At 68.3% G+C, this 20353-nt stretch carries 40 protein-coding genes; 37 read left to right on the forward strand and 3 right to left on the reverse strand.

Going from position 1 to position 20353, the window contains the following annotated elements; translation table 11 throughout:
- The first annotated feature begins 67 nt into the window (after positions 1-67).
- The 7 genes from BBH68_RS28290 to BBH68_RS28320 all read left to right on the forward strand — a co-directional run bounded on the left by BBH68_RS28290 (position 68) and on the right by BBH68_RS28320 (position 4667).
- Positions 68-901, forward strand: coding sequence for a PD-(D/E)XK nuclease-like domain-containing protein (locus BBH68_RS28290; protein ID WP_065966540.1), 834 nt, complete (start codon positions 68-70; stop codon positions 899-901).
- Positions 902-911: 10 nt separating this feature from the next.
- Positions 912-1883 (forward strand): ATP-binding protein, encoded by a 972-nt coding sequence (locus BBH68_RS28295; protein ID WP_079151241.1) that lies wholly within the window; start codon positions 912-914, stop codon positions 1881-1883.
- Positions 1884-1940: 57 nt separating this feature from the next.
- Complete coding sequence (locus BBH68_RS28300) at positions 1941-2441, forward strand: endonuclease VII domain-containing protein (protein WP_065966541.1); 501 nt, start codon at positions 1941-1943, stop codon at positions 2439-2441.
- Between the two features lie 76 nt (positions 2442-2517).
- Entirely contained in the window at positions 2518-2886 is a 369-nt protein-coding gene (locus BBH68_RS28305; protein WP_065966542.1) for a hypothetical protein, read from the forward strand.
- A complete protein-coding gene (locus tag BBH68_RS28310; RefSeq protein ID WP_065966543.1) occupies positions 2883-3131 on the forward strand; it encodes a hypothetical protein in 249 nt (82 codons plus the stop codon). The genes BBH68_RS28305 and BBH68_RS28310 overlap by 4 nt, the downstream gene beginning before the upstream one ends.
- The gene (locus tag BBH68_RS28315) at positions 3128-3892 is read left to right on the forward strand and encodes a helix-turn-helix domain-containing protein (protein ID WP_065966544.1); all 765 of its coding nucleotides are present in this window, start codon (positions 3128-3130) and stop codon (positions 3890-3892) included. Before BBH68_RS28310 ends, BBH68_RS28315 begins: the two co-directional genes overlap by 4 nt.
- Before the next feature lie 85 nt (positions 3893-3977).
- Positions 3978-4667, forward strand: a complete 690-nt coding sequence (locus BBH68_RS28320) for a BRO-N domain-containing protein (RefSeq protein ID WP_065966545.1) — start codon at positions 3978-3980, stop codon at positions 4665-4667.
- A 57-nt stretch (positions 4668-4724) separates the two neighbouring features.
- Here BBH68_RS28320 and BBH68_RS28325 read toward each other — a convergent pair whose 3' ends face one another.
- Positions 4725-5018, reverse strand: a complete 294-nt coding sequence (locus tag BBH68_RS28325) for a hypothetical protein (RefSeq protein ID WP_065966546.1) — start codon at positions 5016-5018, stop codon at positions 4725-4727.
- Between the two features lie 166 nt (positions 5019-5184).
- Between BBH68_RS28325 and BBH68_RS28330 the strand changes: the two genes are divergently transcribed.
- The 15 genes from BBH68_RS28330 to BBH68_RS28400 all read left to right on the forward strand — a co-directional run bounded on the left by BBH68_RS28330 (position 5185) and on the right by BBH68_RS28400 (position 13427).
- On the forward strand, positions 5185-6090 hold the full coding sequence (locus tag BBH68_RS28330) for a helix-turn-helix domain-containing protein (RefSeq protein ID WP_141713063.1): 906 nt from the start codon (positions 5185-5187) through the stop codon (positions 6088-6090).
- Entirely contained in the window at positions 6074-6691 is a 618-nt protein-coding gene (locus BBH68_RS28335; protein ID WP_065966548.1) for a DnaA ATPase domain-containing protein, read from the forward strand. Before BBH68_RS28330 ends, BBH68_RS28335 begins: the two co-directional genes overlap by 17 nt.
- Positions 6688-8058, forward strand: a complete 1371-nt coding sequence (locus BBH68_RS28340; protein ID WP_065966549.1) for a replicative DNA helicase — start codon at positions 6688-6690, stop codon at positions 8056-8058. Before BBH68_RS28335 ends, BBH68_RS28340 begins: the two co-directional genes overlap by 4 nt.
- On the forward strand, positions 8055-8291 hold the full coding sequence (locus BBH68_RS41580) for a hypothetical protein (protein ID WP_141713064.1): 237 nt from the start codon (positions 8055-8057) through the stop codon (positions 8289-8291). Before BBH68_RS28340 ends, BBH68_RS41580 begins: the two co-directional genes overlap by 4 nt.
- Entirely contained in the window at positions 8288-8485 is a 198-nt protein-coding gene (locus tag BBH68_RS40940; protein ID WP_065966550.1) for a hypothetical protein, read from the forward strand. Before BBH68_RS41580 ends, BBH68_RS40940 begins: the two co-directional genes overlap by 4 nt.
- Entirely contained in the window at positions 8485-10215 is a 1731-nt protein-coding gene (locus tag BBH68_RS28350; protein ID WP_079151257.1) for a DNA cytosine methyltransferase, read from the forward strand. The genes BBH68_RS40940 and BBH68_RS28350 overlap by 1 nt, the downstream gene beginning before the upstream one ends.
- Entirely contained in the window at positions 10212-10391 is a 180-nt protein-coding gene (locus BBH68_RS28355; protein WP_065966551.1) for a hypothetical protein, read from the forward strand. The genes BBH68_RS28350 and BBH68_RS28355 overlap by 4 nt, the downstream gene beginning before the upstream one ends.
- A gap of 70 nt (positions 10392-10461) precedes the next feature.
- Positions 10462-10725: a hypothetical protein gene (locus BBH68_RS28360; RefSeq protein WP_065966552.1), complete on the forward strand. Its 264-nt coding sequence runs from the start codon at positions 10462-10464 to the stop codon at positions 10723-10725.
- 83 nt (positions 10726-10808) lie between these two features.
- On the forward strand, positions 10809-11282 hold the full coding sequence (locus BBH68_RS28365; RefSeq protein WP_065966553.1) for a DUF4031 domain-containing protein: 474 nt from the start codon (positions 10809-10811) through the stop codon (positions 11280-11282).
- Complete coding sequence (locus BBH68_RS42170) at positions 11279-11500, forward strand: hypothetical protein (protein ID WP_065966554.1); 222 nt, start codon at positions 11279-11281, stop codon at positions 11498-11500. Before BBH68_RS28365 ends, BBH68_RS42170 begins: the two co-directional genes overlap by 4 nt.
- On the forward strand, positions 11497-11835 hold the full coding sequence (locus BBH68_RS44575) for a response regulator transcription factor (protein ID WP_065966555.1): 339 nt from the start codon (positions 11497-11499) through the stop codon (positions 11833-11835). Before BBH68_RS42170 ends, BBH68_RS44575 begins: the two co-directional genes overlap by 4 nt.
- Positions 11835-12074, forward strand: a complete 240-nt coding sequence (locus tag BBH68_RS28380) for a hypothetical protein (protein WP_141713065.1) — start codon at positions 11835-11837, stop codon at positions 12072-12074. The genes BBH68_RS44575 and BBH68_RS28380 overlap by 1 nt, the downstream gene beginning before the upstream one ends.
- 283 nt (positions 12075-12357) lie before the next feature.
- Positions 12358-12624 (forward strand): hypothetical protein, encoded by a 267-nt coding sequence (locus tag BBH68_RS28390; protein WP_065966558.1) that lies wholly within the window; start codon positions 12358-12360, stop codon positions 12622-12624.
- Complete coding sequence (locus BBH68_RS28395; protein ID WP_065966559.1) at positions 12624-12803, forward strand: hypothetical protein; 180 nt, start codon at positions 12624-12626, stop codon at positions 12801-12803. The genes BBH68_RS28390 and BBH68_RS28395 overlap by 1 nt, the downstream gene beginning before the upstream one ends.
- Before the next feature lie 60 nt (positions 12804-12863).
- Positions 12864-13427 (forward strand): hypothetical protein, encoded by a 564-nt coding sequence (locus tag BBH68_RS28400; protein WP_065966560.1) that lies wholly within the window; start codon positions 12864-12866, stop codon positions 13425-13427.
- A gap of 54 nt (positions 13428-13481) precedes the next feature.
- On the opposite strand, the gene BBH68_RS28405 is transcribed toward BBH68_RS28400, so the two are convergent.
- Entirely contained in the window at positions 13482-13769 is a 288-nt protein-coding gene (locus BBH68_RS28405) for a hypothetical protein (protein WP_065966561.1), read from the reverse strand.
- A gap of 140 nt (positions 13770-13909) precedes the next feature.
- On the opposite strand from BBH68_RS28405, the gene BBH68_RS42175 reads away from it, so the two are divergent.
- The 14 genes from BBH68_RS42175 to BBH68_RS28465 all read left to right on the forward strand — a co-directional run bounded on the left by BBH68_RS42175 (position 13910) and on the right by BBH68_RS28465 (position 19210).
- On the forward strand, positions 13910-14086 hold the full coding sequence (locus BBH68_RS42175; protein WP_158080395.1) for a hypothetical protein: 177 nt from the start codon (positions 13910-13912) through the stop codon (positions 14084-14086).
- 125 nt (positions 14087-14211) lie between these two features.
- Complete coding sequence (locus BBH68_RS28410) at positions 14212-14505, forward strand: hypothetical protein (RefSeq protein WP_065966562.1); 294 nt, start codon at positions 14212-14214, stop codon at positions 14503-14505.
- 73 nt (positions 14506-14578) lie between these two features.
- Entirely contained in the window at positions 14579-14914 is a 336-nt protein-coding gene (locus BBH68_RS28415; RefSeq protein ID WP_065966563.1) for a hypothetical protein, read from the forward strand.
- Positions 14915-15000: 86 nt separating this feature from the next.
- Positions 15001-15213, forward strand: a complete 213-nt coding sequence (locus BBH68_RS28420) for a hypothetical protein (protein WP_065966564.1) — start codon at positions 15001-15003, stop codon at positions 15211-15213.
- A 45-nt stretch (positions 15214-15258) separates the two neighbouring features.
- A complete protein-coding gene (locus BBH68_RS28425) occupies positions 15259-15453 on the forward strand; it encodes a hypothetical protein (protein WP_065966565.1) in 195 nt (64 codons plus the stop codon).
- 39 nt (positions 15454-15492) lie between these two features.
- Positions 15493-15690: a hypothetical protein gene (locus BBH68_RS28430; RefSeq protein WP_065966566.1), complete on the forward strand. Its 198-nt coding sequence runs from the start codon at positions 15493-15495 to the stop codon at positions 15688-15690.
- Entirely contained in the window at positions 15687-16028 is a 342-nt protein-coding gene (locus BBH68_RS28435; RefSeq protein WP_141713066.1) for a hypothetical protein, read from the forward strand. The genes BBH68_RS28430 and BBH68_RS28435 overlap by 4 nt, the downstream gene beginning before the upstream one ends.
- Before the next feature lie 13 nt (positions 16029-16041).
- Positions 16042-16344 (forward strand): hypothetical protein, encoded by a 303-nt coding sequence (locus BBH68_RS28440; protein WP_141713067.1) that lies wholly within the window; start codon positions 16042-16044, stop codon positions 16342-16344.
- Between the two features lie 13 nt (positions 16345-16357).
- Positions 16358-16570, forward strand: coding sequence for a DUF6011 domain-containing protein (locus BBH68_RS43430; protein ID WP_076972104.1), 213 nt, complete (start codon positions 16358-16360; stop codon positions 16568-16570).
- A gap of 256 nt (positions 16571-16826) precedes the next feature.
- Positions 16827-17111 (forward strand): hypothetical protein, encoded by a 285-nt coding sequence (locus BBH68_RS28445; protein ID WP_065966569.1) that lies wholly within the window; start codon positions 16827-16829, stop codon positions 17109-17111.
- Positions 17112-17129: 18 nt separating this feature from the next.
- Positions 17130-17375: a hypothetical protein gene (locus tag BBH68_RS28450; protein WP_065966570.1), complete on the forward strand. Its 246-nt coding sequence runs from the start codon at positions 17130-17132 to the stop codon at positions 17373-17375.
- 294 nt (positions 17376-17669) lie between these two features.
- Positions 17670-17978 (forward strand): hypothetical protein, encoded by a 309-nt coding sequence (locus tag BBH68_RS28455; RefSeq protein ID WP_065966571.1) that lies wholly within the window; start codon positions 17670-17672, stop codon positions 17976-17978.
- Positions 17975-18226, forward strand: a complete 252-nt coding sequence (locus BBH68_RS28460; RefSeq protein WP_065966572.1) for a hypothetical protein — start codon at positions 17975-17977, stop codon at positions 18224-18226. The genes BBH68_RS28455 and BBH68_RS28460 overlap by 4 nt, the downstream gene beginning before the upstream one ends.
- A gap of 153 nt (positions 18227-18379) precedes the next feature.
- Positions 18380-19210, forward strand: a complete 831-nt coding sequence (locus BBH68_RS28465; protein ID WP_245738347.1) for a coiled-coil domain-containing protein — start codon at positions 18380-18382, stop codon at positions 19208-19210.
- A gap of 68 nt (positions 19211-19278) precedes the next feature.
- On the opposite strand, the gene BBH68_RS28470 is transcribed toward BBH68_RS28465, so the two are convergent.
- Positions 19279-19602, reverse strand: coding sequence for a hypothetical protein (locus BBH68_RS28470; protein ID WP_141713068.1), 324 nt, complete (start codon positions 19600-19602; stop codon positions 19279-19281).
- Between the two features lie 119 nt (positions 19603-19721).
- Between BBH68_RS28470 and BBH68_RS28475 the strand changes: the two genes are divergently transcribed.
- Positions 19722-20117, forward strand: coding sequence for a hypothetical protein (locus tag BBH68_RS28475; RefSeq protein ID WP_065966574.1), 396 nt, complete (start codon positions 19722-19724; stop codon positions 20115-20117).
- Positions 20118-20353: the final 236 nt, after the last annotated feature.

Here is a 20353-nt window from a genome sequence, read left to right on the forward strand (position 1 = left end):
TCGTCCGCATCGACGGACGCCACCTCTGCGAAAACTGCGCCGACAAGCAGCAGAAGGGCGGCAGCAAGTGACCGCCACGACCGAGGCGCCGGCCGTCACACCCGGGGTCTACGACATATCCGCCGAGCTGTACCACAGCGACCCCATACCCGGCGGCAGCCTCTCCTCCACCGGAGCCCGCACGCTGACCTCAAAGTGCCCGGCCGCGTTCAAGTACCAGCTCGACAACCCCGAGCCGTACAAGCAGGTCTTCGAGTTCGGCACCGCCGCACACAAGCTCGTCCTCGACGACGGCCCCGACCTGGTACTCGTCGACGCCGAACGCTGGGACACCAAGGCCGTGAAGGCGGAAGTCGCGGCGATACGCGCCGAAGGGAAGATACCGCTCAAGCGGGCCGCCCTCGAGCAGGTCCACGCCATGGCCGCCGCCCTCCGCCAGCACCCCGAAGCCGCGGAACTCCTTGAACCCGGGTCCGGGGTGGCCGAACAGTCCCTCTTCTGGAACGACAACGGCATCTGGCGGCGGGCCCGCTTCGACTGGCTCAGCGACAACGGCCAGATCGTCGACTACAAGACCACCCGGTCCGCCAACCCCATCGACCTACCCAAGACCATTCACGACTGCGGCTACCACCAGCAGCAGGAGTGGTACCTCGACGGCGGCATCGCCCTCGACATCGTCGACCCTGAGCGGCCCCTCCAGTTCGTGTTCCAGGAGAAGGAACCGCCCTACCTGGTCACGGTCACCACTTGCGACGCGACCGCCCGTGGCATAGGTCGCCACCTCAACGACCGGGCCCTCTACACCTACGCCCACTGCCTCGAGACCGGCGAATGGCCCGGCTACCTCGAAGCACCTCTCAGGCCGCTCCCCGCCTGGGTCGAGCGCCAGTACGCCTAGGAGCAACCACATGAACCAGCAGCTTGGCCAGCCCGTTCGCGTCGGACGCCAGCAGCAGAACACCGACGAGTACGACGATGGCGCCTTCATCTTCCGCCCGGCCACCAAGGACAAGGCCAAGGCCCGCGTCGCCGTTCAGGGTGTGTCCGGCTCCGGCAAGACCTGGACCGGCCTGTCCATCGCCCACGGTCTCGCCGAGGGGCAGCGGTTCGCCGTCATCGACACCGAGCGCGGCGCCGCGTCCCTGTACGTCGGCATCAACGGCATCCAGTTCGACGTGCTGCAGATGCATCGCTACGACCCGCGCGACCTGGTCAAGGCCCTCGCTGCGGCGGCGCAGGCCGGATACCCGGCCGTGAAGATCGATTCCCTGTCGCACTTCTGGAAGGGCACCGACGGAACACTCGAGCAGGTCGACAAGGCCAAGTCTCGGTACGGCGGCAACTCCTTCGCAGGATGGAAGGAGGGCACCCCGATGCAGAACGACATGATCGACGCACTCCTCTCGTACCCCGGGCACGTCGTCGTCACCATGCGCTCCCACACCGAATGGGTCTTGCAGGAGAACGAGCGCGGCAAGAAGGAGCCCGTCGCCATGGGCATGCGGGCCGAGCAGCGTAAGGGCGTCGAGTACGAGTTCGGGCTCGTCTGCTCCATGGACATCAACAACACGCTCACCGTCGTCAAGTCCCGCTGCCCTGCCCTCCACAAGAAGGTCATCAAGGAGCCGAACGGCGCGATCGACATCGCCAAGCCGCTCCTCGACTGGCTCAACGACGGAGCCGAGACGGTCGACACCTCGGCCTGGATCGACGCCGCCACAGGCGACGATGCGACCCCGGACAGCCTCCTCGCCCTGTATCGCGAGGTCGAGTCCCACGGAGCCCTGGCCACCCCGTTCCTGCACCCCAAGACGGGCCAGCCGACCAGCCTCGGCGCCTTCATCAAGGAACGCGGCACCGCGCTGAAGAACGCCGCCTAACCGGCACTGGGGCCGCCCCTCATACCGCCATGCGACCTACGAGGAGTTAGACGACCGGTGTCCGACCACAACGATATCGACTCGCCAATCGCCGTCCTGTCCGAATCGATCAAGATCTGCAAGCAGTGCGGTGCAACCAAGCCCGAGACCGCCTTTCACAGCCGCGGTCCAGGCAAAGGCCGTAAGCCGGTCTGCGCCGAGTGCCGAAACAAGAGCCGGAAGAAGCGGCAGGAGACGCCTCAGCAGCGACTCGAGCGAAAGCTCTGGGAGGAATACAGGCTCACCCTCACCCAGTACTTGGCTCTCGCGGACGCGCAAGGCGGCGTGTGTGTCATCTGCAGAAGGGCGCCCAACGGAGGCACACGACTCTACGTCGATCACTGCCACACCACGGGAGTTGTTCGAGCCCTTCTCTGCAACCCCTGCAACTTGATGATCGGCGTCTACGAGAACCACCACCGGACAGCGACCGAGTACCTCGCCGTGTACGGGGCTGGCAATCCGCTGTTGATCACCCCCGGCACGCCATCCGCCCGGATCGACGAGCCCCCGTCCTAGTCCTACCCGAGCCGCCCGCACCCGTAATGCGGGCGGCCCACCCCTCCACGGAACCACACCCGGAAGGACACCCACCATGACCCGCCGCCTCACGCCCGCCGAGCGCCTCGCCGCCGTCGCCAAGGACCAGCTGCTCGACGACATCGTCCGCCAGTCCGAGTGGTCCCAGTTCCTCGTCGAGCAGGCCGTATTCGCGTTCTGCCTCGCCAACGGAACCGTCAGCGCCAACGACCTCCGGGAAGTCCTGCCCGAGCTGGGCCACGGCTTCATCGGCGCCGCCATCAACTCGATGCGGACCGCCCGCATCATCACCCACACCGGGCAGGTCGTCCCCTCGACCAGCGAGGCCACCCACGGCCACCGCCTGGCCGTCTGGCAGCTGACCGACAAAGGGCGGGCCATAGCCGCACAGCGGCGCGCACGGCCGGCGGAGACGGCCGCATGAGCCCCGCCCTGGCCCTCGCCCTCCACGCCGCCGCCTTCCTGGCCACCGGCTGGGCCGCCGCCCGGATCATCCGCCGGCACCACCGCCGCCAGGCAGCCGACCGCATCACCCGCGCACGAGCCCGCGCCCGCCTCCCCGAAGAGATGTTCCTCCTCGGCCGCGACCAGCTCGGACCCGACGACGACTGGGCCCACCAACTACTCCGCGACATCCGCCACCTGCCCACCACAAAGGGGGACCGATGACCACCGCCACCCACCCGCGAACGTGCCACTGCGAAAACTGCGACCGTCGCCGCCGCCGAGCCAAGAAGCAACGCGCACTCAACCGGCACCTCGGCATCCCCAACAGGCTGGACCCCACCCTCGCCCGCCACCACCTCGCAAAGCTGCGCCAGACCATGAGCTGGGTCCACATCGCCGAAGCCAGCGGATGCAGCGCCGCCCACCTCCGCAACATCGCCGCTGGCCGCATGTCGCAAATCAACCGCCAAACCCACGAAAAGATCATGGCGGTGCAGCCTGCGGAGCGGCGAGACAGCGGCTTCTACATCGACGCCACGGGGTCCGTCCGCCGCGTCCGAGCGCTCATGGCCATCGGTCACAGCCAGTACGCCATCGCCGAGGCAGCCAAAACAGCCACATGTCGCGTCTGGCGCCTCGCGCAAGGCCAGGCGACCATGCGCCAGAAACTCGCCGACAAGATCGAGCACGCGTACAAGCAGCTCGCCCACACCCCAGGCACCTCCACCCGCGCACGATCAATAGCCGCGGCCGGCGACTGGCGCGACCCCCTTTGGTGGGAAGACATGGGCGGCATCGACGACCCCCAGGCGCCCGAACACGACATCCCCACGCCCCGCCACATCGTCATCGGCGAGAACGCCCTCGAACTGGAAGCGCAGGGCTACAGCCGCCAGCACGCGGCCCAGCGGCTCGGCGTCAGCCTCAGCACCCTCGAGACCAACATCCGCCGCTACCGGCAGTCACTCCAGCAAGCCGCCTAGCCCGGCCGGCCCGCACGCCAGCCCCACACGACAAACGCCCCGCGGGACGCCACGGGGCCCAGCCGACCGACCAGGAGATCAACCCGTGCATATCGAACGCTTCACCAACGCCGAGTTCGACATCGAGGTCCTGCCTCGGGACACCTCGTTCATCGTCCTCGCATCAGGGCTGGCCAAGGGGCTCGGCTACCGCGACGCGCATCGGCTCGTCGAATCCCTCCCGCCCGCAGAGAAGGGGTACACGTTGGCGTGTACCCCTGGCGGTGACCAGCGGGTTTGGCACGTTACTGAGCCAGGCTTCTACCGCGTTATTGGCCAACGGCAGACGTCGAGGATCAAGGACGGCTTCGTCCGGGACCAGGTCGACCGGTTCCAACATTGGGTCTTCCACGACGTCCTCCCGTCGCTGCGCCAGCACGGCCACTACAGCCCGCCCGTGCCCGGCAACTTTCCCGAGCCCGATGTCCTCACCTGGGACACCGCCGCCGCACACCTGCGCCAGCGGTACGGAATGCCCATCGACGACGCCATCAAGCTCCGCGAGCGCCTCACCGACGCCGGAGTCCTCAGACTCACCGGAACGCCTCGCAAGGAGTACCGGGACCTGTTCTGGCCTGTCGGCCGACGCTTCGACATCCACGTGCACGCTCTGCCGATCCTCGCCGGCCGCGTCGCCCAAGAGCTCTACCGGCTCGCCGAGGCTCAATCCGGAGTGCAGACCGCACTCGAACTCGACGCCGTAGCCCGACGCGCGCTCGAAGACGGACGCCAGTAGCCGCACACGACAAAGCCCCGCCACACGGCGGGGCAAGGAGGGGAGGAAGCGATGACGTCAGGACGGGAACATCAGCCGGACCAGGTCCGTGCCGAGCGCCTCCTGCTGGGCGGGTGTGAGTTTTCGCGTGGCCGCCTCGAGCCGCTTCATGAACGCCCTGTCCTTCTCCGCCTGGTCGTAGAAGTCGGGCGTCACCAGGTAGGCGCGGCGTCGGCCGCGCACGGTGAGTGCGCTGACGAGGTCGTCTTCTCGTGCCTGCTCGATGAGCCGCGTGAGAAGCGGTCGCGCAATCGTCAGCGGCACCTCCTGCACGCCGTCCTCGGCGATCTCCGGTTCCTGGTCCGTGGCCATGGTGAGAGTGTAAGGCATTTTCACTCTGGCGCGAGTCACCAAAGTTGTAAGTTTGGTAAGCTTGGAAACGTCAAGGGCAAGGACCGTGCCCTGCTGAAGCCCCCGTGAGGGCTGCCCAGAAACAGCCCCGACCAGCAGAGACATCCCTCCCCGAGAAGAGACTCACGTGAGTAAAGAGGCCATGGACTGGGCTATGGAGTACGCCCCACCAATGCCGTCGCAGCTGGTCGCCACGCTGAGCGGACTCGCGCGGCACGCCGACAAGCACGGCCGCGGCGCCTTCCCGTCCGTGGCCCGACTCGCTGCCTACGCGTGCAAGGCGGAGCGCTCCGTTCAGCGCGACCTCAAGCAGCTTCGCGCCCTCGGATTCATCCGCCTCGGCGACCAAAGCAAGGCCGCCCACCTCCCCGAAGGCAAACGCCCCGACGTCTACGACCTGGCCATGGAACGCACTGTTCCAGGGGGCCGTGCCAGCGCAGATGAGGTGACGCGGGCGTCACGGGTGACGCTGGCGTCATCCCGTCGCAGGGGCGGCAAAAAAAAGACCAGCTCAGGCGAGCCCTCGGAGCTAGGGACCGGTGACGTCCACGTCACCCCTGACGCCCACGTCACCGGTGACGTCCACGTCGCGGATGGGGTGACGTCCACGTCACAGGAGGGGCGACGCCCACGTCACCCAAACCAAAAGACTGAACCTAAAGCTGAACCAAAAGACTCTTATGGCGCGCGCGAGCCGCAAGCCGACGACGAACGTGACTACCGCTGGCCCGCCTTCGGCGAGTTCTGGGTTTGCTACCCGCGCAGCAAGCAGATCGAGAAAGCCAAGCGCGCCTGGTGCGACGCACTCGACCGCGGCGCTGACCCCGACCTGATCGTCAAGGCCGCCAAGGCATACGCCCACGAACGCCACGGCCAAGACCCTCGGTACACGCCGTACCCCGCCCGCTGGCTCGACGACGGCCGCTACGAAGACCAGCCCGACCCCGAGCCGCGATCCAACAGCGGCCCCGACGCCGAGACCGCACCCCGCTACATGACCGAAGAGGAGAAGCAGCGTGCACTCCAGTTCTGACCTGCCCAGCCGCCGCGATGGCGTGCTCATCGAGCGGCAGGTCATCGCGCTCAACCGCTTCGACGACCGCATCCCCGTCATCTACCGCCAGCCCATCAACCTGCCCGAAGACGTCGCCAAGTGGATCGCAGGCTGGGGCGGGTCGAGCCTGTTCCTCACAGGCGCGATCGGTGTCGGCAAGACCTGCACCGCGTGGCAGACGTGCCGCCGCTGGCTCCAGGCCCAGTACGCCCCGGGCGAGCCGTGGCAGGGAACCCCGACCATCCAGACGTGGCGGTCGACGGCCCTGTTCGACGCACTCCGCCCTGACGCAGGGGAGGGCGAGGGCCGAACCCTGCTGCGGCAACTGCAGCGGTGCGACCTGCTGTTCATCGACGACCTGGCCGCAGCGCGCGCCTCCTCGTGGACGCAGGAGCGACTGTTCGAGCTGTTCGACGAGCGGTACATCAACCGACGCCCCGTGATCATCACCAGCGATGTGGTCCCCGCGAAACTCACGGAGGTCACCGGGCCGCGCGTCGCCTCCCGGCTCGCCGAAATGTGCCGCGGCAGCGTCGTCCTCCTCGAGGGCTACGACCGCCGCAAGGGAGTCGCCGCGTGACCACCGAAATCGACATGTGGGGCCCCGACCAGCCCTCCCCGACGCAGTCCATGCCCGCCGACCGCGAAGCCGAGCAGATCCTCGCAGCGTCGGTAATGGCCCGCACCCAACTCATCGACGACCTCGCCGCCAACGGCTTCGACCCCGCAGACATCAGCGACGAGCGCTACCGGTGGGTCTGGTACGCCGTCGAAGACCTCTCCAGCAACCTGGCCGCCGGAGAGATCCGCTGGGAAGCCGTCGCCCGCAAGCTCGCAGCCTGGCACGCCGAAGGCCGCATGGTCACCATGCCGCTCGACAGCGACCAACTCGCCGAGCTGTACAACCATGCGATGCCCGGCTCCGCCGACTACTGGGCCGAACGCGTCACCCGCGTCGCCATCGCGGCCCGCACCGCATCCCTCGGCGTCACTATGCGAGTCAAAGCCACCTCGCCGGCGTTCGACCCGGACTCGGATATTGCCGAGATGCAGGCCGAGATCGACAACCTGGTCCGGCCGACCGCCATCTCGCAGGCGTCCACGCTCGGCGAGCTACTTCCCGACGTGCTGAAGCGGGCCACCACCCCGCCCAGCAACGAGGATCGCATCCCCACCGGGTTCATCGATCTCGACCATCTGCTGTGCGGTGGCTTCGCACCCGGGCAGCTCGTGGTTGTCGCGGCACGTCCGGCAATCGGGAAGTCGACACTCGCCCACAACTTCGCCTATGCCGCGGCAGTCAAGAACAAGATCCCCACGTATTTTGCGTCGCTCGAGATGGGCAAGGAGGAACTCGCCGCGAGCATCATGTGCGCGGCCGTCACCATCCCGCTGCACCACTTGAAGCAGGGCATCGTCGATGACACCGTCATGGCCCGCGCCGCGTCCATGGCCCCCGAGTTGGCCCAGGCTCCACTGCAGCTCGACGACAACCCGCTCGTCACCCTGCCCGGTCTGCGCGCCGTCGTCCGCACCCTGGTCCGCGTGTTCGGCCTGCGCTACCTGATCGTCGACTACCTGCAGCTGATGCAAGCGCCGCGCGCTGAATCCCGCCAGGTCGCGGTGTCGCTGCTCTCCCGCGGGCTGAAGCTCCTCGCGAAGGAGTTCGGCATCACCGTCGTCATGCTCGCCCAGCTCAACCGCGGGCCCGAGCAGCGCACCGACAAGAAGCCGATGGTGTCCGACCTGCGGGAGTCCGGGTCGATCGAGCAGGACGCCGACATCGTGATCCTTCTGCACCGCGAGGACGCATACGACAAGGAATCCCCACGGGCAGGCGAGGCCGACCTGATCGTCGGCAAGCATCGGGGCGGGCCCACCGCGACGATCACCTGCGCCTTCCAAGGCCACTATGCACGTTTCGTAGACATGGCCGCCGACCTGTGACCGCCCAATTCGACGCCGCTGACATCGCGGCCATGCGTGCCGAGGGAAGTCTCGACGAATTCCTCCGCCTCCTCGTCGGCAAGACCGCGCCCCAGCCCAAACCGGCTGCCAAAGACGAGCCGCCCGCCTACCACATCGCCCGCCCCGGGGCCTGGCCCTGCGGCACCGCAGCAACCGGCCCCACACCCGGACCCTGCTGCCCCGACTGCCAGCAGAAGGGAGACCAGTCGTGACGCTCACCGACTCCTGCCCGTCGTGCCTCCGCCGCGGCATAGCCCCCGCCGCCACCCGCTGGCGCAGCAACCGCATCGTCCACGGCTACCGATGCCCCCGCTGCGGCGCTACCTGGACCACCACCCGGGACCTGACCGCCTACTCCGACCTGCACACCCGCCGCACCCAGCAGCCCAACAGGAAGGCCGCCTGATGTACCGACACGACAACGACGCGCTGACCGTCATGGACTGGTTCTGCGGAGCCGGCGGCAGCAGCCAGGGAGCCCACGCCGTCCCCGGACTCCGGGTAACCCGCGCCGCCAACCACTGGGAGCGGGCGATCGAATCCCACGCCGCGAACTTCCCGGAGACCGACCACTACCGCGGCGACATCCGCCAGGCCCCCGTGTGGGCGTGGCCCGTGACCGATCTCTTCTGGGCCTCCCCGGAGTGCACCAACTGGTCCGTGGCGAAGGGCAAGAAGCGGGACTTCATCAACGCCATGCAGGGCGACCTGCTGGACCTGTACGCGGAAATGGAACGCGAGAAGTTCGAGGCCGACGACGACGGCGGACCGTCCCTCGAGGAGGAGTCACGCGCCCTGATGGAGGAGGTGCCGCTGTACCTGCGCGGCGTCATAGAGCGCGGCGGCCTGGTCAAGGCCGGGGTGGTCGAGAATGTCGTCGACGTCCGCGCCTGGGACGAGTGGGACCGCTGGATCGGCGAGATCCACAAAATGGGCTACAAGACTCGGATCATCGCCCTCAACAGCATGCACGCCAACCCGCGCAGCGTGCACAAGGCGCCGCAGTCCCGCGACCGGCTGTACGTCGGGTACTGGCACGAGTCTCTGCGCCGCACGCCGGACTGGGACAAGTGGCTGCGGCCCCGCGCTTGGTGCGAGCCGTGCGGCGAGTGGGTGCAGGCCGTGCAGTCGTGGAAGCGTCCCGGTGTCGACATGGGCCGGTACCGCCAGCAGTACGTGTACCGGTGCCCTCGCACCGCGTGCCGGAACAGCGTGGTGGAGCCGGAGGCGCTGCCCGCGCTGGCGGCGATCGACTGGTCGATCCCGGGCCAGCGGATCGGTGACCGGGCCAAGCCGCTGGCGGCGAAGACCCTGGCTCGCATCCAGGCCGGGCTGGAGAAGTTCGCCCGCCCGGTGCCGATGATGGTCCCCGCTGGCGGCACCTGGCGGAACGAGGCGGCCAGCGTCCTCGACCCGATGCCGACCCGGACCACGCGCGAGAACGACGGCCTGGCCGTGCCGCCGCTTCTCATCCCTGTCGAAGGACGGGACGGCAAGGAAGCGAACTCCGCGAATCTCCCGCTCCGCACCCAGACCGCGCGTAACGAAACGGGCCTCGCGTGGCTGCCGTTCATTGCCGAGCTCCGCGGTGGCGGCAGCGTCGCCCGCTCGGTTTCGGAGGCTCTGGCCACCGTCACCGCTTCCGGCAACCACCACGGCCTCGTCACCCCGAACATCCCCGGGTTTGTTATGCGGAACAACGGCTCCAAGGGCGATGGCGGGGAGCACTGCACGCCGGCTAGCGAGCCGTTCCGGACGATGACCACCACTGGGCACCAGTCCCTGATCACCTGGGAGCACCTGCTCGTCCCGTACTACGGCAATGGGACTGCCCGCCCGGTGAGCGAGCCGATCGGTGCGCTGACGACCCGCGACCGGTACGCCCTGGTGCACGGCGAGCCAGCCATTGAGGACGTGCTGTTCCGCATGCTGGAGCCGCACGAGATCGGCCGCGCGATGTCGTTCGCGGACGACTACGTCGTCCTCGGGTCGAAGCGGGAGCGGGTGCGCCAGTACGGCAACGCCGTGACACCCAATGCCGCCGAGGTGCTGCTGTGTGCCCTCGTCGAGTGCATCACCGGCGAGGAGATCAGCCGGTACGCCGAGCCTGCCCCGGAACTGGGGGTGGCCGCGTGACTGCCGACGCCTACCTCGTCATCCTCTGCGACCGCGCTGGCTGCGACACCGAGGGGCACTGGCCTGTGCGCTTCGAGCCGCACACGCACCGCGAGCTCCGCCGGCTGCTGAAGAAGCACCGCGGCTGGCGCCGGACCCGTGACGGGCGCGACCTGTGCCCCGACCACGCCGCTTGACGCACGACGGGCCGCCTCCGGGGCTATCGGAGGCGGCCACCCACCAATCCCACCACATGAGGAGGCCACCGTGTTCGCCCTGTCGCACGACCCGCAGTACGTGACCTTGGCCCGCAGCGACTACGAATGGCTGCTCGCCTGCTACTGGTCGCCTCTGACCGGCATGCGGGACGTCGCCGCGAACCTGATCACCGAGTGGGGCCACGACCCGGCCGACCACCCGGAGCTGCTCGACGACATGGAGATCGAGCTGTCCGGCGCCCTCATCGACACCGCGGCCGACCTGATGCGCGACCGCGGTCTGCCAGATCTCCGCGTCGCCCCCGCCGCCTGAACCCCCTGGTCACGGCGGCCAACACCGGCCGCCGTGACCGCCACCGATAAACAACGCACGCTGAATGACGGACGGAGAACCCGATGACCATCTACGTGGACGAGATCCGCGACTACACCCTGATCGCGAAGGCCCGGCGTCTGCGGCACACGCATTGGTCCCACCTCACCGCCGACACCGAGGAGGAACTGCACGAGTTCGCCAAGCGCCTGGGGCTGCGCCGCTCCTGGTTCCAGAAGAAGTCCGACCGTGACTACCGCTGGCACTACGACATCGTCCCGTCGAAGCGGGCCGCCGCCGTGCGCATGGGTGCGGTGGAGATCGACCGGCACGGTGTGGTGGCCCTAATGGACGCCCGCCGCGCCGCCGCCGGACTGGAGTCGGGCGACGCCGTGTTCCAGCGGGTGCTCGACAAGGCCGCCGCTGCCGGTGAGGTCAGCGAGGTTGGCCCCCGCTGCGGCAACAACCCGAACGTGAAGCTCTCCGAGGGCGATCGGACGGCCGTGGACGAGTTCATGGCGTACCTGCGTGAGCGCCGGGCGGGTGAGGCGTCGTGACCGACCAGTCTCCGGCTGCCCTGTTGCGGGCCGCCGCCGAGAAGGTACGCCAGTGGGCCACCGAGGCCACGTCTGACCCGTGGGCGCCAGGAGCAGCCACTACGTTCGGGCCCGAACTCGCCGCGTGGCTGGACAGTGCGGCCGTGGACGCCGAGCAGATCGGCGCGGACCCCCGGGCCATGGCTACGGCCCGCCGGATCCTCGGGGCCGAGTCGTGACCGGGCCGCACCTCAGCCCGAGGGAACAAATCGTCCTCCGTCGCTTCTCTGAAGGTGCCACCTGCTCACGCATCGCCCACGAGCTTGGGATCTCCGAAGTGTCCCTGCGGGTGTACTCCCACCGCATGCGGAAGGCCCTTGGGGCTCGCAGCATCGCCCATGCGGTTCTTCTGGGTTGCCGGGCGGGCCTGTTGGACGGCCAGCCGCAGCGGCACGGGGACCACGCGGGCTACACGGCGCACCTCCGCCGCGGCGAGGAGCCGTGCGAGCCGTGCCGACTGGGGGAGCGGGCGTACCGCAGCACCCAGCGGGCCGGGAACCGGGAGGTGGCGTGATGGCCACCTTCTCCAGCCGCACTGTTGTGAGCACTCGCCGCGAGTGGAGTGTTCCCGCCGCCGAGCCATGGGGTGCGTTCCTCGGCGACGTGCGTGCCGCCATCGCGGTGGCGAGCGTCGCGTACCGGGAGGTGCACCAGCTCCCCGAGGATGCGCCGCTGTTGGACGACGCGTTGCGCTTCAAGGTCGCCGACAACGAGATCGTCATCAGTTTCACCGTCGAGGAGGGGCAACAGTGATGGATGACCGCTACGTCCGCGCCCTGGATCGCGCGCACTCTCTGGCCGAGGAATGGTCCGGGGATCAGCGGCCGATTACCCGGGCTCAAGCCGCCGTGTTGCTGATGGAGGTGCTGCAACTCGACGGGTGGACGGTTGACGAGCCGCCGGTGTTGCGGGCCGTGCCGGACCCCGAGCCGCCCAGTGGCCGTCTGCGGGGCGTTCCGGGTGTCGAAGCTCCCGAGCCCCGTTCTTCCGTTCACAGGCCGTCAGGCGCCCGCTCAGGGCCCGTGGAGGGCGAGTCATGACGGCCCGGCTCGATACGGACACCCCGCCGCGCGGCTACAGCGGCCCCCAGGGCGCCCCGCAGCGCCCGGATGACGCCCAGGACCAGCCACCCGCCCAACGCGCCGCAGAGAGCCACGCAGGGCTTCCAGAGCAACTCACTCTGCCCGCCGAGCTCATCGCCGCCGTGCTCCTGCCCGTCCCAATCCCGTCCGCACGACGCCGCGGCCGGCGCGTCCACCACCTGCCCGACATCGCCAACTACCAGCCCGAGGAGACCCACTGATGACCGACACCCAGCCGACCGAACCCGCGCTGACCGACCCCTACGCCGAATCGCCCGACGCCGGAGACACCAGCGCCTGCAACTGCAACGGCGCGTGGCACGCCATGGAGCAGCACTGCGTCGACTGGCCGTGCCCCGGCTGTGCCCGCATCTGCCCGCCCGAGCCCGGCACCGCCTGACCGCCCCGTGCCCGGCCGCCGTCCCCGCGGCCGGGCCCCGACCCGCCGGAGACCACACCCATGACCGACCAGGCCGCCACTCACCGTTGCCGCAACTGCGATGGGGTCGACCCCGACAGCTGCCTCACCAACCCTGACCGACCGCCCATCACCCAGCCTCCGTACCGCGTCCTGCTGGCCTGCATCGAGGACGAGCGGACCAAGGCCGAACACAACGCCCCGCTGTGCCGGACCGAGGAGGCGCGGTGGGTCAACGAGGGCATGGCCGCCGCCCACTTGGTTGACATCGGGCACGTGCTCGCCGTGTTCGAGGGGCCCGAGGCGGCAGCCGTGTACATGCGGGGCGAGGCTGGCGCTCGTGACTCCAACCTCACACCCGGCTTCGTCAACCCGCCCGGCTCGACGGCCGAGCAGCTGCCCGCCGACGTCCTGGCCCTGATCGACCCGCCGCCGTACCTGTCCACCGCATGTGAGACAGCGCAGCTCCTCGAGCAGGCCGTGGCCGAGCACCCCGACAGGCAGGCCGGGCTGCGGGAGTGGGCGCGGCGGATGCACGCCAGGTGCCGGAAGAACCAGAAGTTCACCGGGAAGCTCTGCACCTGCGGCCACCACCAGGCCGGCTGACCCCCGGACGTGCGTGTGCCGCACACCGGGGGAGGGTGTGCGGCACAGGGCAGGTCAAGCGTCCGGCTGGGCGGTGCGGCGGAGGCGTTCGGCCCGCTCCTTGTAGCGCTCGTCGGGTTCGATGCCCGCTTCCCGGGCCATCTTCCGCACGTGGGCGGGTGTCCAGCCGGACGCCTTGGCCACCTCGGTAGGGCGGTGCTCCCCATTGCGGAGGGCGGCGAGGACGACCTCTTTCAGGTGGGTGCTGGACTTCTTGAGGCGTTCCTCGTCGCGCTTTCGGCGCGTACCGGCTGCCTCGATCTCTTCGAGGGTCGGCTGCTCGGGGGTCTCGTCGACTGTCATAGCAACAAGGTACCGCAACCGACTTGCGCTGACAGCCCTTCAGGAGTAGCTTTGAGGTATCGACAGCGATACATAGTATCGCTGATGAGGATCGATGAAGTGCCGCTAAGCCCCTGATGAGGCAGGCCGTAGGAGGAGAGATGTACAAGACCATGGACCACCGAGAGGTCACCTCGCACTCCAACACGTTGGAGGAGGCCATCAGGGGTGCGCGTAACGCGTGGTGGAACGGCAGCGATGACCGGTCGTTCTCGATCGTCAACGCGTCGGGCTCCACGGTGGCGTTCGTCCGCCGTGGACAGGTGACACGCGGCTGAACCACCAGCCCCCGGACGGTCAAACCGTGCGCGCGTCGTAGCGCACCGGGCGGCACCTCATCCCGCCCGGCCTTCGGGCCGGGCCCTCACCCGCCACCACCAACCGCACCGCAGGGGAGACCGCAATGGACCGCATCGTCATCGACCAAGCCAAGATTCAGATCGACGACTCGCTCAAGGTCAAGCCGGGCTCGGAGTTCCCCCGGCCGCTCGACTGGTGGCAGCGGATCGTCCCCTGCTGGCTCGACGCGTCCGAAGACGAACACGGCCACATCGTGATCACCCCCAACGGTCACCGCGCCGACGGGCACGTGTACGAACTGACCCCCGCCGTCATCCGTCGCGAGATGAAGGCCGCGATGCGGTTCCTCGGCGAGCGCCGGTTCCTCGACTTCACCGACGCCATCGTCACCGCCTGACATTCCTGCCCGGCCCCCGGTGGCCGGGCCCGCCCCCGAACCCGCCGCACCCCGATCCGCAGAGGAGACCGCAATGTCCACGAACTACTTCGCGTTCGGTGAATTCCCGGGCGGTGAGGCCGACGGTGAGGGACTGCACATCGGGCAGCACGCAGGGGGCTGGGAGTTCCTGTGGCGCGCCCACAACGACCACGGCCTGACCTGCACCGACACCTGGCTGAGGTTCCTGTCCCGTGAGGGCGTCACCATCGAGACCGAGTACGGGACCGTCGTGCCGCTGGCCGACTTCTGGAAGCAGGCCATCCTCCGCCCCGCCGAGGCGACCCCGCACATGAGCAGCCGGGCTACCGCCGTCGTGGAATGGCGGGACCGGCGCGGCTGCCCCTTCTATGACGGCGACTTCTGCTGACCCACCCAGCCCCGTCAGGCGGACGTAGCCGGTTCGAATCCGGCGCGGGGCACTCCAAACCACCAGCGACCTGCCGAGGAGTCGCCATGCTCAACCCGATGACCCGCTGGGAGCCCGGCACCAAAGTGCGCTACCACGGCTCTCTCGTCGAGCTGCACGGGGTGTACGCCGCGCACCCCTGCCGGTGCCTGCGGTGCACGGACACCCACAACCTGCCTGGCGTGCGCTTCGCCCTCCAGGACGCGGACGGCAACACCGCCGCCACCTGCGTCCGGCCCCGATCCATCACCGCCGTCTGACTGCTGCCGCTGACCGCCGCACCATCCCCCACCCGGGAGGCCCGTATGCCTGCACGCCCCTTCAAGCGCGGTGATTTCGTCCGCTACGACGGCAGCCGCGAACGGTGGCGCGGCAAGTGGTGGACCGTCGAAGCAGTCCACAACAGTCGCGGCATCCGCACCTACACGCTGGCCGCCCGCGGCATCGGCCGCCTGCGGAACGTCAAAGCCCAGCACGTGTCCCAGCCGGCTGTCGACTGAACCTCAATCCACTCCACCCAATCCAGCAGAGGAGCACCCATGAAGATCAACCGGTCATTGCTGCCGGAAGACCAGCCGATCACCGGAGACGAGTTCATCCGCATCCACAACATCGTCGACAACGCCACGCTGGCCCGCCTCGCCGCCGAGCACCACGACGATGCCGACCACGACGACTGCTTCCAACCCCACCGCACCGCCGACGGCTACGTCGACTGCGACGGGCGGCCCCTGTGACCACCCCACCAGAGCACACCGAGGTCGATCAAATGCATGCCGAGCTTGCTCGACTTCGGGGCCTGGAACACGGCCTGCGGGAAATCCTGCACCGGGTCGACGCCTCCCCGGTCGAGGCGACCCGTAGCGGGGGCGCGGTGTGGCGACTCACCGCCAACCTGGTCATGCTGCAGAAGGCCGGCCGCCCGCCTCTGTGGAACCGCTGGTCCGGCGACCCGCCCCCACCCATTGACAGCCTGCCGCCGCACCAGTGCCTAATCTCCGGCCTCGACGGGTGCAGCGACTGCGGACACCCCGAAGACGCCGTATGCCACGGGGGAGAGGCGACCGGCTGGTGAACAGGAGCAGCCAGTGACCAGGCGCCCGATGTCCGCCCTCCGGGCCCGTGCCGTCATCGAATCCGCAGCCCTCGTCAAAGCCCCTACCTGGTCCGAGGACCGGCACTGGCACGTCGTCGACGGCGACGGCAAGGTGCTCGTCGTGGTCGCCCCCTCCTACGGCGGCGTGTCCCAGTCGGGGCGAAACGGCTGGCAGTGGTGGCTCGCCGGCTCCGGGCCCTCCTCGGCAACCCGACCCGAGAAGACCTGCGAGCAGGCCGCCGTCGCCGGACTCGATGCCTGGGAACGCTGGGCCACCACCCGACCCTCCCCATGAGACTCTGAACCCCATGACCCCAGACGATCCCGCCCCGCTGCCTGGCTTCGACGAGCCGGCCGCGGGGCGCAGTCGTATCACCTGCCGCATGTGCGGGCGGCCGTTGCGAGGCAGGCAGGCCCGACTGTGGGGGCTCGGGGAGGACTGCCGGGGCAAACTCGCCCTCCGCGCTGCACCGAAGCCGCCCGAGCACGACATCGAACAAGAGACGCTCCCCGGGACCTGAGGGCCGCTCGCAGCACACTGGCACGTGACGGTATGCCTGGCTGGTCAGCCTCGGTAGCCGGCCGCGCCGCAGACCTTTGGCCTATGCCACCGGCAAAAGCAAAGCTAGCAAGGCTCTCGAATCCAAGCCGAACAGGGACCCCTACAGGCATTTTCGCGAGAGTTTCCCTACCTGGTTCCTGCAAGAAGGCGGTATCACTTCGCTACGGTGGTGGGCGTCACGACAGAAGCAAGCAGGCGGCAGTTAGGCGATCCACATGAGTGACGCGCCCTGGACCATCGAACGCATCAGCGCCGCACTGGGGGACCCCAACCTCGCGCAGCGGTTCCTCGGCGAGATCAACCGGGCGCCGGCTCATGAGCTGCTGTCCGTGTTCGCAAAGTGGCGGCAGATCGCCGAGGACACGGATGCGGCCCTCGAACAAGCAGACGAGGTCATCGCCTACGAAAGCCAAGGTGAAGAGCCTCCCGGCGAGTGGCTCGACGGAGATCAGCGGGTTCAGGAAGTAGCTGACCGAATCCGGGCACGCGGGGCCGCCTGACCTGGCACGCTGTACAGCGTGTATCTGCTTCGTTACCCGCCTCACGTAGAGGCCGTCTGGGACTCGCTTCCCGACGAGGCCAGGGTCGAATTCGACCGCGCCATCCTCGCCGTCTGCGAGGACCCCTTCGCCGAGACCACACCCCACGGTGGCGACGGCGACATCAAGCGGCTCCTCATCCTCAACCACACCAGGGCCGTGCTGGTCGTCTTCAAGCACCCCCTGCAGCGGGTACGCATCCTCGACCTCAAGCACCTCGGGTAGGCGCGCGCTAAAGCCCCCGGCCGTGCATCCGCGCCAGCCGGGGGCTTTCTGCTGCGCTCCGTCTCGCGTGTCCTGAGCCATCACCATCACATCAGCCAGGGTCTGCCCCACCACCGAGCACAGTTGCACGTGACAGGTTGCTTCGCCCCGCCACCTGCGTCCCGAGCCGGCTGCCCGGCACATCGCGCCAGCCAGATCTGCCCGGGCGCCCGCCCGGCCGCCCGGCCGGGCGCTAGGCTCAGAGACACACTGTTTGGTTACGGGATTCATGAATTCAGGGTCGAGGTCGAGGCTATGAGCAGCGAGAACTGGACGATCGACAGCATCGCCCACGCACTCCCCCACCCCGAACTGCGAGCTACCTTCCAGCGTGAGGTCTCCTTCACGGATGTCGGCAAGCTGCCCGCGATCTTCCGGCGGTGGGTGCAGTTCATCGAAGACTTCGAAGCCGACCGACCTCGTACCGAGGAACTGCTTTCCTACATTGAGCAGCACGGACGGCTACTGGACGACTACGATGAAGACACGCCCGAGAGCATCGCCGCGTTCGAGGACCTCAAAGCCCGTCTGAACGCCCACCGCGAAGGACATCACGCCGCGTGACCTGGAACTTCAGCCGCAGCCCCCACACCCTCGACATGATCGGCGGGCTGCCGCTTGAAGGCCAGATGGCACTCTTCGACCTCATCGACCGGCTCGAAGCCGATCCACTCGCGGGCACCGAGCCCTACGGGGAAGACGACGGCATGACCCGCCAAGCCGTCTTCGGCGGCTTCGGAATCATCGTGTTCTGGGCTAGCCAGGCGACGAAGCGCATCACGCCGCTACAGATCAACTGGGCGGCCCCGTAGGGCTGCTGCGGCCTCCCCATACGCGGAGGCACGCTGGGGCGCCGCCTGAGTCTCAGTCGCACTCACCACATCGGCCAGAACCTGGCGCGTCGCGCCGGCCCTGTGGGGGAGCCTTCTTTCCGGTGAATACCGCAACCGGCAAGGGGGGAATGCGTGTTCGGAACCAAAGCCGTGCACAAGGCCATCGACGAACTGAAGACCAGTGTCGGCGGCTTACGAGAAGCCCTCACCAACGCGATCAAGCAAGGGCTCGACGGCATCAAGGCCAGCATCGACGAGATCCGCAACGACACCCAGCGCACCAGCAACGCCGCCGAGACCCTCAGCGGCAGAATCGACAACCTTCACAGCGAGATCCAAGGACTCCGCGGCGACATCGAGCGGCTCCGCACCAGCGTCGAAGCCACCACACGGGCAGTCGCGGACGGCCGCAGCGACGAGCGCATCCTCGGGGAGATCGCCGACCTGCGCGCCGCCGTCGAAGGCTGCCGAGCAGACGCAGCGGAAGCCCGCCAGGCGGCGACCGAAGTCCCCCAAGCCGAGCAGCAGCAGGCACAGGCCGCCACCGGCGAGGCCGACACCGGCGACTTCGACAAGCTCCTTGACCTCGCTGCCGGCGTCGCCTACGCCGAAATCTCCTGCCACCGCGACACCTGGGACTTCCTCGTCGCCCAATCCAGCCGCGGCCAGCACTTCCGACTCCCCGGCATGGTCGAAGAGAAAGACTGCCTCATCGACGCCGACCTGTCCGGCCGAACCCTCATCGCCGTCCTCGATGCCCTCTGGCACACCCAGCGCAACCCCGATGTCGAACCGGGCACGCGGCGCCTCGCAGCCAAGGTGTACGGGCGCATCGGCGACGCCCTCGGCAAAGTAGAAGCCGACGGCAGCCCCGAACAGCACCGGGCCGGCGCCGAACAGCGCCAGCCCGACGTGACGCGCATCGTCATCGATGATCGACCCCCGGCCGAGGCCAGCAACTGACCCAGCCGAACGCGAACGCCCCCACCAATCTGCTGGGGGCGTTCCGCCGGGCTGAAGGGGGCTCTGGCCTACACATGCGCCAGGCTTGCTTGATAGAGCCGCTTGAGCGCCTGTACCTCCCCCTCGTCAGCGAACACCGCCTCCGGCGGAACCCACATGCGAACAGTCTCAGGTCCGATGCCCTCGCTTGAAGGCTCGCCGACAGCAAGCTGAGTCGACCAGCGGACCCAACTCGAGACCAACACCTCGATCCACACGGCGCCGTCTGGGCTCTCCTCCACCGTGGCGACCTTGCCGCGTAGTCTGCCGCCCTTGTCCGGCAGCAGCACATCGACACTGGGCAGGGGGTCTGGAACGGAGAAGAGATGTACCGCAGGCATGTCGTGGATCATCCAGGCGGCGAAGCGCAGTCGGCGGTAGGCAAGCCGAGTGACTCACCAGGTCGGCGTAACCTCCGCTGCGCAGCGGCGCGCCTCCCCGCGGCCACTCCCAGGCGCGCTACCTATCCCACATGAGCCGAGACTTCGACCTCAAATTCGAACTCTACGTCGCACTGAGAGAACAGTGCGGCTCGAGGAACGACTGGCCTGTCGGCTTCAACACAGCTCGACATCTTCTCTGCACCATCCCTCTCCACGATCGAGAGCTGTACCGCTTCCTGCGGTGTGCGCGTCAAGCGAGCACTCACCTCCATGAACGGGCCCGGCTCACATCGCGCCTCTATCAGTACTCCTTGGTGCTTGCCCTTGACAGCGAGCACGGGTTCGACGATCAGGATGAAGGTCACGTGGCGGCGTGGCACATCCTCTTGGCCATCCACGGCATGCTGGACCAGGAAACATTCGACAAGTTCGTTGACTGCGCGATCTCGGTGCTGGAGCCAGAGCGGGAAGCGGTCGGAGCATGAACCACCGAACAGCAGGAAGTCCCGGCCGATCTGGCCGGGACTTCCTGCTTTCACTGCGCTGGCTGGCCGGCGCCGGAGCACATCTCCCGACTGCCCTCCGGCTGATGCTGCGGAGTCGGCTCACCTGCGCCAGCCGAGGTGCTGGCACCACACACGGGACATGAGGCTGAGCATTGAACGGGATCGCGGCGCATCGGGCCTCCCCAGGATTGGTTACCCGCAGGATGCACCCGAAC

It is taken from the genome of Streptomyces sparsogenes, from assembly GCF_001704635.1.
Taxonomy (GTDB): Bacteria; Actinomycetota; Actinomycetes; order Streptomycetales; family Streptomycetaceae; genus Streptomyces; species Streptomyces sparsogenes.

Bases quoted from the DNA above. Each gene is read 5' to 3' on its own strand.
- BBH68_RS28350 (WP_079151257.1), top strand. From the start codon at position 8,485: ATGTACCGACACGACAACGACGCGCTGACCGTCATGGACTGGTTCTGC.
- BBH68_RS28310 (WP_065966543.1), top strand. From the start codon at position 2,883: ATGAGCCCCGCCCTGGCCCTCGCCCTCCACGCCGCCGCCTTCCTGGCC.
- BBH68_RS28455 (WP_065966571.1), top strand. From the start codon at position 17,670: ATGAGCAGCGAGAACTGGACGATCGACAGCATCGCCCACGCACTCCCC.
- BBH68_RS28365 (WP_065966553.1), top strand. From the start codon at position 10,809: ATGACCATCTACGTGGACGAGATCCGCGACTACACCCTGATCGCGAAG.
- BBH68_RS28405 (WP_065966561.1), bottom strand. From the start codon at position 13,769: ATGACAGTCGACGAGACCCCCGAGCAGCCGACCCTCGAAGAGATCGAG.
- BBH68_RS28390 (WP_065966558.1), top strand. From the start codon at position 12,358: ATGACGGCCCGGCTCGATACGGACACCCCGCCGCGCGGCTACAGCGGC.
- BBH68_RS28400 (WP_065966560.1), top strand. From the start codon at position 12,864: ATGACCGACCAGGCCGCCACTCACCGTTGCCGCAACTGCGATGGGGTC.
- BBH68_RS28305 (WP_065966542.1), top strand. From the start codon at position 2,518: ATGACCCGCCGCCTCACGCCCGCCGAGCGCCTCGCCGCCGTCGCCAAG.
- BBH68_RS28445 (WP_065966569.1), top strand. From the start codon at position 16,827: ATGAGTGACGCGCCCTGGACCATCGAACGCATCAGCGCCGCACTGGGG.
- BBH68_RS28315 (WP_065966544.1), top strand. From the start codon at position 3,128: ATGACCACCGCCACCCACCCGCGAACGTGCCACTGCGAAAACTGCGAC.
- BBH68_RS42175 (WP_158080395.1), top strand. From the start codon at position 13,910: ATGTACAAGACCATGGACCACCGAGAGGTCACCTCGCACTCCAACACG.
- BBH68_RS28395 (WP_065966559.1), top strand. From the start codon at position 12,624: ATGACCGACACCCAGCCGACCGAACCCGCGCTGACCGACCCCTACGCC.
- BBH68_RS28470 (WP_141713068.1), bottom strand. From the start codon at position 19,602: ATGATCCACGACATGCCTGCGGTACATCTCTTCTCCGTTCCAGACCCC.
- BBH68_RS28425 (WP_065966565.1), top strand. From the start codon at position 15,259: ATGCCTGCACGCCCCTTCAAGCGCGGTGATTTCGTCCGCTACGACGGC.
- BBH68_RS28420 (WP_065966564.1), top strand. From the start codon at position 15,001: ATGCTCAACCCGATGACCCGCTGGGAGCCCGGCACCAAAGTGCGCTAC.
- BBH68_RS28325 (WP_065966546.1), bottom strand. From the start codon at position 5,018: ATGGCCACGGACCAGGAACCGGAGATCGCCGAGGACGGCGTGCAGGAG.
- BBH68_RS28380 (WP_141713065.1), top strand. From the start codon at position 11,835: ATGGCCACCTTCTCCAGCCGCACTGTTGTGAGCACTCGCCGCGAGTGG.
- BBH68_RS28430 (WP_065966566.1), top strand. From the start codon at position 15,493: ATGAAGATCAACCGGTCATTGCTGCCGGAAGACCAGCCGATCACCGGA.
- BBH68_RS28410 (WP_065966562.1), top strand. From the start codon at position 14,212: ATGGACCGCATCGTCATCGACCAAGCCAAGATTCAGATCGACGACTCG.
- BBH68_RS28415 (WP_065966563.1), top strand. From the start codon at position 14,579: ATGTCCACGAACTACTTCGCGTTCGGTGAATTCCCGGGCGGTGAGGCC.
- BBH68_RS28475 (WP_065966574.1), top strand. From the start codon at position 19,722: ATGAGCCGAGACTTCGACCTCAAATTCGAACTCTACGTCGCACTGAGA.
- BBH68_RS28295 (WP_079151241.1), top strand. From the start codon at position 912: ATGAACCAGCAGCTTGGCCAGCCCGTTCGCGTCGGACGCCAGCAGCAG.
- BBH68_RS43430 (WP_076972104.1), top strand. From the start codon at position 16,358: ATGACCCCAGACGATCCCGCCCCGCTGCCTGGCTTCGACGAGCCGGCC.